The following is a 12,523-nucleotide window of genomic DNA, read 5'->3' as shown; positions in this document are numbered from 1 at the left end:
AGCACCGACAGGGTTCAACCCCCGCCCTGCCCCTGTGGACGGACGCCCGACCCGATGCACCCGTCGCGCCATGATGGGAGCGGCCCGGGCCAGGGAGGGGATGGCCCGGGCCGGCGCACCTCGTGCGCCCGTCCCGCCGCTCACTCCACCGGGATAGGCTCGACGCAGGCAGCAGGCCCATCTGCGGCCGGCCCCAACCCCTGCCCGAGGAGCACCCGTGCCCCACCCCGACCCGCTGGACGGCGTCGACCTGCGCGCCCGGGTCCAGCGGGCCCTGGACCTGCACCTGGACCACCAGCGAGAGGTGCTCTCCGACCTGGGGCCGCCCATGGGACCCCTCGTCCAGGCGGTCGCCGAGCTGCTCTCGGGGGGCAAGCGGCTGCGCGCCGCTTTCCTCTACTGGGGCTGGCGCGCGTGCGGCGGGGAGGACGACGAGGCAGCCGTCCGGGCCGGGAGCGCGATGGAGATCTTCCAGGCCTCCGCGCTGCTCCACGACGACGTCATGGACAACAGCGACCTGCGCCGTGGTCGGCCGACCGCGCACCGCGCCTTCGCCGCTGAGCACGAACGACGGAGCTGGAACGGCGACCCGGAACGCTTCGGCCACGCCGCGGCCATCCTCGCCGGCGACCTGTGCCTGAGCTGGACCGACGAGGTCTTCAGCACCAGCGGGCTGCCCGTCGAGGCGCTGCGCAGGGCCCGGCCCCAGTTCGACCGGATGCGCACGCAGCTCATGGGTGGCCAGTACCTCGACGTGCTCGAGGGCGCGCAGGGCTGGGCGGACCTGGGGTATGCCGAGCGCGTCGAGCGGTCCCGGGTCGTGATCCGCTACAAGAGCGCGCAGTACTCCGTCGGCCACCCGCTGCTCATCGGCGCCCGGGCCGCCGGCGCGGACGAGGGGACGGTCGCCGCCCTCACCGCCTACGGCCTCGCGCTGGGCGAGGCCTTCCAGCTGCGTGACGACGTGCTGGGGGTCTTCGGGGACCCCGAGCACACCGGTAAGCCGGCGGGCGACGACCTCCGCGAGGGCAAGCTCACGGCACTGATCGCCCACGCCCTGGAGCTGGCCGACCCGGAGGGCTCGGAGCTGGTCTCGGCCAGCCTCGGCGACCCCGACCTCGACGCCACGACGGTGGAGACCTGCCGCCAGGTGCTCGTCGGCTCCGGCGCGCTGGCCGCGACGGAGCAGATGATCCAGGCGGGTGCGACGGCCGCCCGGGAGGCGCTGGCGGGGACCACCGCGCTGACCGGGGCGGGCCGGGAGGCGCTCGACGCGCTGGTCACGATCTGCACCGAGCGCCGGACCTAGGACCTAGGCCCTCGGCGCCCCGCGGACCGTCGCGCTAGAAGGCCTGCTCCTGCGCCCGCCGGCGCACCTCGGACTTGTTGCCCAGGCGCAGCGAGGAGATGGCGCTGCCTCCCTGCAGGGTCTCGTCGGCGGCATGAAGCCACTCGATGATCTCGTCGTCGGTCAGGCCGTTGTCGCTGAGCACCGTGATCGTCCCGCGCAGGGAGGTCAGGGGCCCGTGGTCGTCCAGGAACGTCGCCGGGACCATCACCGCGCGATGGGGGCCACGACGCCGGCCGAGCAGCTCGCGGTCGGCGAGCCACCTGCGGACCTCGGTCAGGCGGGCGCCGGTGCGCTCGACGATGTCGGGGACGGCCAACCACTGGTCGTCGGGAATTACATCGGTGTCACTTACCACATTCTCTAGTCAATCACATATCCGACACGCCGTCACAGTGGCGCGAGTGTCCCCCAGCCGGTAGTGTCCCTCCTGCCTCACAGGTCGCCTGGGACACAACGGTTGCTCCAGCCACACCGGCCGACGGAGGTACCGGGCGGACCAGTCCCCGCCGCCCGGCCGTTCGAGCCACATGTCCCGGAGGTCCTGTGAGCCCCATCTTCGCCGCCCTTCCGCCGGCCGACCTGCCCACCATGGCCTACCACCCGGCGGCGCTGCACGCCGCCCAGCTCCTGGGGGCCCGCGGCGACAGCACGCACACCGTGCGCTCCGGCGACACCGTCTACGACATCGCGGCCCAGCACGGCGTGAGCACCCGGTCGCTCGTCACGGCGAACAACCTCAAGGACTCCGGCCGCTGGATCATCCCCGGTCAGGTGCTGCGCATCCCCCAGGCCACCTCCGCGCAGCCCACGACGCCCACCGCCGTGCGTCCCCCGAGCGCGACCACCTCCCGGCCGGCGCCCCCGGCCCCGGCCGCCGGTGCGGTCACGGTGCGCGCCGGCGACACGCTCTCGGGCATCGCGCTGCGCCACGGGACGACCGTCCGGGCCATCGCCTCCGCCAACGGCATCAAGGACGCCCGGCTGATCTACCCGGGCCAGCGGCTCGTGATCCCCGGGGCCGGCTCCTCGTCGGGCTCGCCCGCACCGTCGGCCCCGTCCGCCGCACCCCGCGCCACCACGCCCACGCCCACGCCCACGGCCGGCGGGACGTACACCGTCCGGGCGGGCGACACCCTGTCCGGGATCGCCGTGCGGCACGGCACGACCGTCGCCGCCATCGCGCGGGCCAGCGGCATCTCGAGCGGGTCCTACATCTACCCGGGCCAGAAGCTGCGGCTCCCCGGCGGCACCGCCCCCGCCGCCCCGTCCGCTCCCGCGCCGCGCACGACGCCCTACGACGAGCACAACATCGGCGACCACAAGGCGGGCGAGAAGGTCCCCGACACCTTCCTGCACTACCGCTACAGCGACGGCGTCGCCCGCTCGGCCGCGGCCAACCGCGAGTACCTCGCCGCCGCCACCGTGCCCGGGCGGGACGAGATCAAGAAGCTCATCGTCTCCACCAGCAAGCGGCACGGGGTCGACCCGACGCTCATGCTGGCCCTGTCCTACCAGGAGTCCGGCTGGAACCAGCGCGCGGTCTCCCCCGCCAACGCGATCGGCGCCATGCAGGTGATCCCGGACTCGGGACGCTGGGCCAGCGGTCTCGTCGGCCGGGAGCTCAACCTGCTCCACCCGGAGGACAACGTCGAGGCGGGCGTGGCCATCATGAAGGCGCTGCTGCGCTCGACGGACAAGTTCGACCACGCGGTCGGCGGCTACTACCAGGGCCTGGCCAGCGTCCGTCAGCACGGTCTGTTCACCGACACCCGCAGCTACGTGGCGAACATCAAGCACCACATGCGCTCGATGTGAGGCAGCGCGCCTGACCCCGACCCGGCCGCGACCTCCCGCGAACCGCCGGCCGCGCTCCGTACAGTGGACGGGTGACCCGCGTCGACGACCCCCTCCTCGGGCGCGTCGTGGACGGCCGGTACCAGGTCGACGGGGAGCTCGCCCGGGGTGGGATGGCCACCGTCTACCGGGCGCGCGACCTGCGGCTGGACCGCCCGGTCGCCCTCAAGGTCATGCGCGGCGACCTCGCCCGCGACGACACCTTCGTCCGGCGCTTCGTCCACGAGGCCCGCGCGGCCGCCCGGCTCCAGCACCCCCACATCGTCAGCGTCTACGACCAGGGTGACGACGCAGGCACCGTCTACCTCGCGATGGAGCTGGTCGAGGGACGCACCCTGCGCGACGTCATCCGCGACGAGGCGCCCCTGTCGACGAGGGCCGCGCTCCGCCTGCTGACCCCCGTCGTGGAGGCGCTGGCCGCGGCGCACGCGGTCGGGATGGTCCACCGCGACGTCAAGCCGGAGAACGTCCTCATCGGTCGGGGGGACGGGAGCCGGAGCACGATCAAGGTCGCCGACTTCGGCCTGGCCCGGATCGAGGGCGTCAGCACGGTGACCACCGAGATGCTGTGGGCCACCGTCGCCTACCTCGCCCCGGAGCAGGTCGAGCACGACACCTCCGACGCGCGCACCGACGTGTATGCCGTCGGCCTGCTCCTCTTCGAGCTGGTCACCGGCCGCAAGGCGTTCCCGGGTGAGGACCCGGTCCGGGTGGCCTACGAGCACGTCCACGGGGGCGTCCCGCACGTGCGCGACCTCGTGCCCGGGGTCCCGGCCGCGGTCGAACGGCTGATCCTGCGCGCCAGTGCCTCCGAGCCCGGTGACCGGCCCCAGGACGGGTCGGCCCTCCTGCGCGACCTCGGGGCGCTGGCCGCGTCGCTGTCCGCGGCGGAGCTCGACGCCGCGCCGGTGCGCGAGGACACCGTCCCGGTCGCGGTCCTCGACGCCGACCGCACGCTGCTGGTGCCCACCGGTTCCGGGCCGGCCCCCACCCGCGCGCTCCCGGTGAGCCAGCGCGGCATACCCGACCCGGACCGGGGGCCGGCGACTCCCGCGCGGCCGGTCGGGTCCACCGACGGCCGCTACGCGCGCACCACCGGCAACCAGGCCCCGAGATCCCGGGGCGCCGGGCCGGCCCGTCCGCCACGGGAGCGCCGGGCTGGTGGCGGTGCCGCCGGCTGGGTCCTGGGGCTGCTGCTCCTGCTCCTTCTCGCCGCGGGCGGCTTCGGCTACTGGTACCTCACCGCCGGGCCGGCGGTCCACTCGCCCATGCCGGTCGTCGTGGCCCTCTCCGAGGAGCAGGCGCGGGCGGCGCTGGACGCGCAGCAGCTGGACCCGGTCGTCGAGCCGGCGTACTCCGAGGACGTGCCCGCCGGCACGGTGCTCGAGGCCGACCAGGCACCCGGCACGGTGCTGCGGCACGGCACCGACGTCACGCTCGTCGTCTCCCAGGGCCCCGAGAGGTATGCCGTCCCGCGCCTGGACGGGTTGCCCGCCGGGGACGCGCGGGCCCAGCTGGAGGCCGAGCGGCTGTTGGCCGGGGAGGAGATCCCGGAGTTCAGCGACACCGTGCCGCGCGGCGTGGTGGTGCGCACGGACCCGGCCGCCGGCACCCCCCTGCCGCCCGGGACGCCTGTGACCCTGGTCGTCAGTGACGGCCCGGCACCGGTGGACGTCCCCGACGTCACCGGCCGGTCCGAGGCCGAGGCGACCGCACTCCTCACCGGGGCGGGGCTCGACGTCGAGGTCGACCCGACCCGCGTGAACGACGACGCGGTGCCGGAGGGGTCGGTGGTGAGCCAGGCACCGGGCCCGGGGCAGGTCGAGCGCGGGTCCACGGTGCGCCTGGTCGTCTCCGACGGGCCGGAGCTGGTCGAGGTCCCGGACGTGGTCGGCCGCCAGTACACCCGGGCGGAGGAGGAGCTCACCGACCTCGGCCTGGTCGTGGTGCGTGAGGACGTGCGCGGAGGGTTCTTCGGGACGGTGCGCGAGCAGTCGATCGAGCCCGGCGAGCAGGTCCCGCGCGGCACCGAGATCGTGCTGGCGGTCGTGTAGTCAGGCCTGGTAGGCCCAGCGCTCCTCGAGCGCGACCCGACCCCGCGGGTGGTAGCCGTGCGACTCCCAGTAGCCCTGCGGGCGCTCGTGGGAGTAGACGACCTCGACGACCCACTTCGGCCCCTTGAAGCCGTAGAGGTGCGGCAGCACCACCCGGACCGGCCACCCGTGCTCAGGGGTCAGCGGCTCGCCGTCGACGTGCGTCGCGAGGAGCGCGTCGGGGTGGAGCAGGTCCTCGACGAGCACGGCCGCGGCATAACCCCGCGCCGCCACGAGGAGGACGTGCTCGACGCCCTCCTGGGGCGGCGCGATCGCAACGACGTCGCGGAGGCGCCAGCCGGACCAGCGCAGCCCGGTCACCGAGTGCCGGTCCACGCAGTGCAGCCCGGCACCGACCTCGACGGTGCCGAGCGGGTCCAGGTCGTCGCGGTCCAGCACGTGGACGCCCCCGCCCCGCGTCGCCCCGGTCACGGTGAGGGTCCACGCCTCGGGGTCGAGCCGCGGCACCCGTCCGTAGGTGGACGGTCGCCACCGGGGCGCGCGACGCTGCCCGGGCGGCAGCGGCGGCCCCTCCGTCTCCCCCTCCGTCACGGTGTCCGGCTTCCTCAGGCCCGCGACCCGAGGAGCTCCCCCAGGACCGCGACGGCGTGGTCGGTCATCGGGTCGTCGACGTCGAGGTGCCACACGTAGCGAGCGTGCCGTGGGTCGGTGGGGTAGCCCATAACCCCCGCCTCACCGGCCCGCGCCACCAGCTCGCCGGCGGACCAGCCGGCGGCGGACACGTCGAGGACGAGGATGTTGGTGTGCACGTCCGTCGGGTCGACGACCCCCGGGGCCACGGCCGCCAGCGACTCCGCCGCCCGACGGGCCCGGGCGTGGTCGTGCGCCAGCCGGTCCACGTGGTGGTCGAGCGCGTGCAGCCCGGCCGCCGCCAGGAGGCCGACCTGCCGCATGCCGCCCCCGAGACGCTTGCGCCATACCCGGGCCTGCTGGATCCGCGCGGCGTCCGCGGCCAGGACCGAGCCGACGGGCGCACCCAGCCCCTTGCTCAGGCACACCGAGACGGTGTCCGCGCAGGACCCGTAGTCCGAGAGGGCGACACCGGTGGCGACGGAGGCGTTCCACAGCCGCGCGCCGTCGAGGTGGACGCGCACGCCCACCTCGGCCGTGGCCTCCCGCAGCCTGCGCAGGTCGGCCAGCGGCTGCACGGTGCCGCCGCCGAAGTTGTGGGTGTTCTCGACGACGACGCAGGCGGTGCTCACCTGGTAGAGACCGCCGTCGGGCACCATCATCGCCAGGGCCGCGTCCACGTCCAGCCGGCCACGCCCGGCCACCCAGCTGCGCGTGGTGATACCGGAGTATGCCGCCGCGGCGCCGAGCTCCGCGCGCAGGACGTGGGCCAGCGAGTCGGTGATGACCTCCTGACCGGGACCGGCGTGCAGGCGCAGGCCGACCTGGTTGGCCATCGACCCGGTGGGCATGAACAGGGCGGCCTCGTGGCCGAGCAGGTCCGCGACCCGCCGCTCCAGGGCGACGACCGTGGGGTCCTCGCCGTAGACGTCGTCCCCGACCTCGGCGTCCACCATCGCGGCGCGCATGGCCGCCGTGGGACGGGTGAGGGTGTCGGAGCGCAGGTCGGCGACGACCGCCATCTAGCGCCCGTTCCGCTCGAGCATCTCGGCCACGACGAAGGCGAGCTCCAGGCTCTGCTGGTGGTTGAGCCGCGGGTCGCACAGCGTCTCGTAGCGCAGCCCCAGGTCGTCGAGGTCGATGGTCGAGGAGGTGCCGCCGACGCACTCGGTCACGTCGTTGCCGGTGAGCTCGACGTGGATGCCGCCGGGGTGGGTGCCGACCTCCTCGTGCGCGGTGAAGAAGCCGCGCACCTCCTCGACCACGTCCTCGAAGCGCCGCGTCTTGTGCCCGCTGGGCGAGGTGAAGGTGTTGCCGTGCATGGGGTCGCAGACCCAGCTGACGCGGTGCGCCTCGTCGCCGAGGGAGGACAGGAGCGCCGGCAGCACCTCGCGGATCGTCGAGGCACCCATCCGGGTGATGAACGTCAGCCGGCCCGGCTCGCGCTCGGGGTCCACCTTGTCCATCAGCCGCAGGACCGTGTCGCGGTCGGCGCCCGGGCCCAGCTTGACCCCGACCGGGTTGCGGACGCGGGAGACGAAGTCGATGTGCGCGCCGTCCAGCTCCCGGGTGCGCTCACCGACCCAGACGAAGTGGCTGGAGGTGTCGTAGAGCAGTCCGGTGCGGTGGTCGCGCCGCACCATCGGGCGCTCGTAGTCGAGGACGAGCGCCTCGTGGGCGGAGAAGAACTCCACCCGACGCATCTCCTCGGCGTCCGCGACGCCGGAGGCCTCGAGGAAGCGCACGGCGCGGTCGATCTGGTAGGCCATCTGCTCGTAGCGTGCCTGCGCGGGGCCCTGGATGAACCCCTTGTTCCAGGCGTGCACGCTGCGCAGGTCGGCGAAGCCGCCGCTCGTGAAGCCGCGGACGAGGTTGAGGGTCGCCGAGCTGGCGTGGTAGGCCTGCAGGAGCCGACCCGGGTCGTGCCGGCGCGCCTCGGGGGTGAACTCGAAGCCGTTGACCATGTCCCCCCGGTAGGCCGGGAGCGTCACCCCGCCGCGGGTCTCGGCGTCGGCGCTTCGCGGCTTGGCGAACTGGCCGGCCATCCGGCCGACCTTGACGATCGGCATCCCGGCGCCGTAGGTGAGGACGACGGCCATCTGCAGGATGGTCTTGATCCGGTCGCGGATGTTGGGGCCGGTGACGTCCGCGAGGGTCTCGGCGCAGTCACCGCCCTGCAGCGTGAACGCCCGGCCCTCGCTGACGGCCGCCATCCGGCTGCGCAGCAGGTCGCACTCGCCGGCGAAGACGAGGGGCGGATAGGTCGAGAGCACCGACAGGACCTGGGCGAGCTCGGCGGGGTCGAGCCAGGTGGGCTGCTGACGGGCGGGCAGGTCTGGCCAGTCGATGTCGGGCCCGGCGGCTGCGGACAGGCCGGTGGTGTCGGTGCTCACCCGTCCTATCGTAGTTCCCGGTCAGAGCCCTTCTGACGCGGCGTCAGCCGGTCGCGCGCGTTGTCGATCCCCTCCCGCGCGTGGTGCAGTCCCTCCTTGGCGTGCTCCAGCCCGGAGCGTGCCCGGGATGCCAGCCGCTCCTTGACCGTTGCGGCGTACTCGTCGACGTACTCCTGGCCCGAGAGCCGCTGCAGCTCGCGCATGACGTCGTCGGTGATCTGGCGCAGCACCTCGTGGCGGTCGGTCTGGCCGGCGTGCTCGGGGTAGGCCAGCGGCGGGCCGATCCGGACCCCCACCCGGACGATGTTCGGGATCTTCTGCCCGGTCGGCTGGGCCTTGTCGGTGTCGATCATCGCGCAGGGGATGATCGGGACGTCCGCCTCGAGGGCGAGCCGCGCCATACCCGTCTTGCCGCGGTAGAGGCGCCCGTCCGGGGAACGGGTCCCCTCCGGGTAGATCCCGAACAGCTCCCCCTCCCGGAGCACCTCCAGCCCCTTCTCCAGCGCCGCCATCGACGCGGACCCCCCGGCCCGGTCGATGGGGATCTGCCCGGTGAGGGAGAAGAACTGCTTGGTCATCCAGCCCTTGACCCCGGGTCCGGTGAAGTACTCGGCCTTCGCCGGGAAGGTGATCCGACGGCTCACCACGAGGGGCAGGAAGATCGAGTCGGAGAAGCTGAGGTGGTTGCTCGCCAGGATCGCCGGGCCCTCGGCAGGGATGTGGTGCAGACCCTCGACCCTGGGCCGGAAGACGAGCCGCACCGGCGGACCGACGACGAGATGCTTGAGGATCCAGTAGAGCACGGGCCTCAGTCCTCCTGCGTCCGCCGGAGGCGGAGCGCGTCCACGGTCGGAACGGTCGCCCCGAACTCTACTCCCGCGACGTGCGAGGATGACTCTCGTGAGCCAGCCGCCTCAGGACCGGCACGACCCCGAGGAGATCGACCGGCGCTTCCGCGAGATCGTCGAGGGGCTGCGGGGGCCCGAGCGCCCCGTGCCGGGCGAGGGCGGGCGCCAGGCCGACCCGGGCGAGGCGGCACCGGCCGAGCCCACGTCGGCCGCACCGGGCCGCCCCGTCGCCCGTGCCGAGGGCCTCCGCACGCCGGAGGGGATGGCGACCGACCACCGTTCCTACTCGCCGCCGGAGAGCGAGGACGACGACCACTTCGTCCCGCCTCCCCCGCCACCGCTGCCGGCCGGGGACCTCCACTTCTGGGCGATCGTCGCCGGGCTGGTCCTCGGCCCCCTGCTCGTCGTGCTCTCCGCCGTGCTCCCGGTGCTCGACGACGGCTGGACGACGGTCGGCGCGGTCCTGACCCTCGTCGGCTTCCTGCTGCTCGTGCTCCGCCTGCCCCGGCACCGCGGCGAGGGCGACTGGGGCGCGAGGGTCTGAGACCCCCGCACGGGCCGAACCGGTCCGGCCCCCCGGGCGGCCCGTCAGAAGCTGAGGTCCACCCAGACCGGGACGTGGTCGCTCGCGGCCGCGAGGTCGAGGCCCTCGAGAAGGGTGGGGTCACCGGGCACGACGCCGGCGTGACCGCGGCTGAACAGGGCGTCGATCCGCCGGTGCGGGCGGGCGGCAGGGAACGTGGGCCGGTCGTCACTGACCTCGACCAGCTGGTCGGCGACCAGGCGCCAGGCCGGGCCGTCCGCGCTCTCGTTGAGGTCGCCGCCCAGGACGAGCGGTCCGCTCCGCGGGACCTGAGGGTCCTCCTGGACCTCGCCGAGCACCGTGCGAACGTGCTCGACCCGTTGGTCACCGTCGAGCGAGAGGTGCACCGACACGACCGTGACCCAGGGTCCGCCGGTCCGGCGCACCGAGGCCAGGGTGTAGCTCCGTGGGTTCTCCCGCAGACCGACCCGCAGCCGGCGGTCCTGGGAGTCGGAGGACTCGACCCGCAGGTTCGTCATCAGGCTGGTCCCGCTCACCAGCCGCGTGCGACCCGACCAGAGCAGCCCGCAGTCGCGGGCGAGGGCCGCGATGGCGTAGCTGGACCCCGGGTAGCGCGGGACCTCCTGGAGCAGGAGGACGTCGGGATCGACCGCCCGCACCACGGCGGCGGCGCTGCGCGGGTCGTCCTTGAGCCCTCGAAGGTTGTAGCTGGCGACGCGCAGGGGTGACGACGGGGTGGGGCTGGGGGACATGGCGCCCATCCTTACCCACCCGCCTCCCGCGCGAGGTCGGCGGCCCCGACCAGCCCTGCGGTGTTGCCGAGGAGAGCGGGCCGCACCGGGGGGACAGGACGGTGACCGGTGCCGGGCAGCCGCTCGGCGAGCGCGCGCCGGGCCGGTCCGAGCAGGAGGTCGCCCGCCGCGACGACGCCACCGCCCACCACGACGACGCCGGGGTCGAGGGCCGAGGTGAGGTTGGCCAGCCCGTGACCGAGCCACCGGCCGACCTCCGCGAGCAGGTCCGCCGCCAGCGGGTCGCCGGCCAGCCCGGCGCGGGTCACGTGCTCCCCCCGCAGCCGCGCCGCGTCACCCCCGCACAGCTCGCGCAACATCGTCGTCCCCGGCCGGCCCTGCCGCACCAGGTCCTCCGCGGCTCGACCCAGCACCGAGCCGGACGCGTACTGCTCCCAGCACCCGCGCCGGCCGCACGGGCACGCCCGGCCGTCGGGGACGACCGTCATGTGGCCGTACTCCCCCGCCAGCCCGTGCCGGCCCCGCTGCACCCGACCGTCGACGAGGTGGGCGCCCCCGATGCCGGTGCCCAGGGTGACCAGCAGCAGGTCCGGCTCGCCCCGCCCGGCACCGAAGCGGTGCTCCGCCCGCGCCGCGGCGTTGGCGTCGTTGTCGACGACGACCGGAAGTCGCAGACGTCCCTCGAGCCGGTCGCGCAGGGGCTCGTCGCGCCACGGCAGGTGCGGAGCCAGGACGACGACACCCCGCGCGTGGTCGACCAGCCCCGCCGCACCGACGCCGACTGCGACGACCTGGCGGCCCCGCGCCGCCGTGAGCAGCCCGTCCACGACCCCCACGACGACGTCGACGAGCCCCTCGGAGGAGCGGGACGTGTCGGTGCGGGTCAGCCCGAGGACGTCCCCCGTCGCGGTGACCAGGCCCGCCTTGACGTGGGTGCCGCCGACGTCCACCCCCACCACGAGCGAGGGGTCGTCCCCCTTCTCCGCCCTGGGCGCGGTCGGAGCCGGGCTCACCGCCCCGACGGTCCCGCGCCGACGGCGCGGGCGGCGAGGTCGGCGGCGCCGACCATGCCGGCGTCGTTGCCGAGCTCGGCCACGACCACCGGCGGGGTCGGCCGGTGACCACGGCCGGTGAGGTGCCGCGCGAACGCCTCGCGGGCAGGTCGGAGCACGAGGTCCCCGGCCTGGCTCACCCCTCCCCCGACGACGACGCACCCGGGGTCGAGGACGGCCGCCAGGCTCGCGAGCCCCTCGCCGGTCCAGCGGCCCACCGTCTCGAGGACCTCGACCGCGGCGGGGTCCCCCGCCCGTGCCGCCTCGGTCACCATGACGCCGTCCAGCTCCTCGGGGTCCTCACCGCACAGCCCCGCCAGGTATGCGGCGTGCGCGCCACCACCGGCGACCACCGCCCTGGCCTCGCGCACCAGGGCGCTGCCGGAGGCATACATCTCCCAGCACCCGGTGTTCCCGCAGCCGCACCTCAGCCCGTCCGGGACGACCCGCAGGTGCCCGACCTCGGCGCCGAAGCCGTGCGCCCCTCGCACCAGGTGGCCGTCCGTGACGATGCCCCCGCCGACGCCGGTGCCGAGCGTGACGAGGAGCAGGTCGTGGACCCCTCGCCCGGCGCCGAACCGGTACTCGCCCCACGCCGCGGCGTTGGCGTCGTTCTCCACGGTGACCGGCAACCCGGTGAGCGCCTCCAGGTGCGCCTTGACCGGCTCGTCCCGCCAGGCCAGGTTGGGGGCGAAGACGACGCTCTCGCCGTGCCGGTCGATGAACCCCGCGCACGCCACCCCGACGGCCACGACCTGCTCCCCCGACCCGGAGACCTGGGCCGTCAGCTCCTCCACCAGGTCCGCGACCGTGCGCTCGATCCGGTCCGCGTCCTGGGCCGGGCTCTCCCGTCGCGCCCTGGCCAGGATGGTCCCGTCGGGCGCGACGGCGCTCGCCGCGATCTTCGTCCCGCCGATGTCGACGCCGAGGCACAGGCTCATGGGGCAGCTCCTCCCTGGTGGGTGCCGATGACCGGCACCGCGGTCGGCGGTGACCGGACGTCACCCGTCCCCTGCAGTATGCCGTCCACGCGCCGGCGGCGCTC

General features: G+C 74.6%; 12 protein-coding genes. 4 read left to right on the top strand and 8 right to left on the bottom strand.

Annotated elements, in window-relative coordinates:
• The first annotated feature begins 217 nt into the window (after window positions 1-217).
• A complete protein-coding gene (locus D4B81_RS00970; protein ID WP_122260666.1) occupies window positions 218-1,309 on the top strand; it encodes a polyprenyl synthetase family protein in 1,092 nt (363 codons plus the stop codon).
• A 34-nt stretch (window positions 1,310-1,343) separates the two neighbouring features.
• On the opposite strand, the gene D4B81_RS00965 is transcribed toward D4B81_RS00970, so the two are convergent.
• Complete coding sequence (locus D4B81_RS00965; protein WP_202613512.1) at window positions 1,344-1,706, bottom strand: Rv2175c family DNA-binding protein; 363 nt, start codon at window positions 1,704-1,706, stop codon at window positions 1,344-1,346.
• Window positions 1,707-1,894: 188 nt separating this feature from the next.
• Between D4B81_RS00965 and D4B81_RS00960 the strand changes: the two genes are divergently transcribed.
• Together D4B81_RS00960 and pknB are read left to right on the top strand one after the other, a co-directional pair.
• Complete coding sequence (locus tag D4B81_RS00960) at window positions 1,895-3,166, top strand: lytic transglycosylase domain-containing protein (protein WP_122260665.1); 1,272 nt, start codon at window positions 1,895-1,897, stop codon at window positions 3,164-3,166.
• A gap of 71 nt (window positions 3,167-3,237) precedes the next feature.
• Window positions 3,238-5,259, top strand: a complete 2,022-nt coding sequence (pknB, locus tag D4B81_RS00955) for a Stk1 family PASTA domain-containing Ser/Thr kinase (RefSeq protein ID WP_122260664.1) — start codon at window positions 3,238-3,240, stop codon at window positions 5,257-5,259.
• Here the strand turns inward: pknB and D4B81_RS00950 are convergent, their stop codons facing one another.
• Genes D4B81_RS00950 through D4B81_RS00935 form a run of 4 tightly spaced genes read right to left on the bottom strand, consistent with a single transcriptional unit; the run spans window position 5,260 to window position 9,085 of the window.
• A complete protein-coding gene (locus tag D4B81_RS00950; protein WP_122260663.1) occupies window positions 5,260-5,850 on the bottom strand; it encodes a molybdopterin-dependent oxidoreductase in 591 nt (196 codons plus the stop codon).
• 14 nt (window positions 5,851-5,864) lie between these two features.
• A complete protein-coding gene (locus D4B81_RS00945; RefSeq protein WP_122260662.1) occupies window positions 5,865-6,911 on the bottom strand; it encodes a threonine aldolase family protein in 1,047 nt (348 codons plus the stop codon).
• Window positions 6,912-8,282 (bottom strand): class II 3-deoxy-7-phosphoheptulonate synthase, encoded by a 1,371-nt coding sequence (locus D4B81_RS00940; RefSeq protein ID WP_122260661.1) that lies wholly within the window; start codon window positions 8,280-8,282, stop codon window positions 6,912-6,914.
• Window positions 8,283-8,287: 5 nt separating this feature from the next.
• Complete coding sequence (locus D4B81_RS00935; RefSeq protein ID WP_122260660.1) at window positions 8,288-9,085, bottom strand: lysophospholipid acyltransferase family protein; 798 nt, start codon at window positions 9,083-9,085, stop codon at window positions 8,288-8,290.
• A gap of 97 nt (window positions 9,086-9,182) precedes the next feature.
• Between D4B81_RS00935 and D4B81_RS00930 the strand changes: the two genes are divergently transcribed.
• Entirely contained in the window at window positions 9,183-9,674 is a 492-nt protein-coding gene (locus D4B81_RS00930; protein WP_122260659.1) for a hypothetical protein, read from the top strand.
• Between the two features lie 44 nt (window positions 9,675-9,718).
• Here the strand turns inward: D4B81_RS00930 and D4B81_RS00925 are convergent, their stop codons facing one another.
• Genes D4B81_RS00925 through D4B81_RS00915 form a run of 3 tightly spaced genes read right to left on the bottom strand, consistent with a single transcriptional unit; the run spans window position 9,719 to window position 12,419 of the window.
• Window positions 9,719-10,426 (bottom strand): endonuclease/exonuclease/phosphatase family protein, encoded by a 708-nt coding sequence (locus D4B81_RS00925; protein ID WP_161964943.1) that lies wholly within the window; start codon window positions 10,424-10,426, stop codon window positions 9,719-9,721.
• A gap of 11 nt (window positions 10,427-10,437) precedes the next feature.
• Window positions 10,438-11,439: an ROK family glucokinase gene (locus D4B81_RS00920; RefSeq protein WP_122260657.1), complete on the bottom strand. Its 1,002-nt coding sequence runs from the start codon at window positions 11,437-11,439 to the stop codon at window positions 10,438-10,440.
• Window positions 11,436-12,419, bottom strand: a complete 984-nt coding sequence (locus tag D4B81_RS00915) for an ROK family glucokinase (protein ID WP_122260656.1) — start codon at window positions 12,417-12,419, stop codon at window positions 11,436-11,438. Before D4B81_RS00915 ends, D4B81_RS00920 begins: the two co-directional genes overlap by 4 nt.
• Between the last annotated feature and the right edge of the window lie 104 nt (window positions 12,420-12,523).

It is taken from the genome of Ornithinimicrobium cerasi, assembly GCF_003702705.1.
Lineage (GTDB): Bacteria > Actinomycetota > Actinomycetes > Actinomycetales > Dermatophilaceae > Ornithinicoccus > Ornithinicoccus cerasi.
The sequence above is the reverse complement of the archived record's forward strand: the minus strand, read 5'-3'. Positions and strand labels throughout refer to the sequence as shown.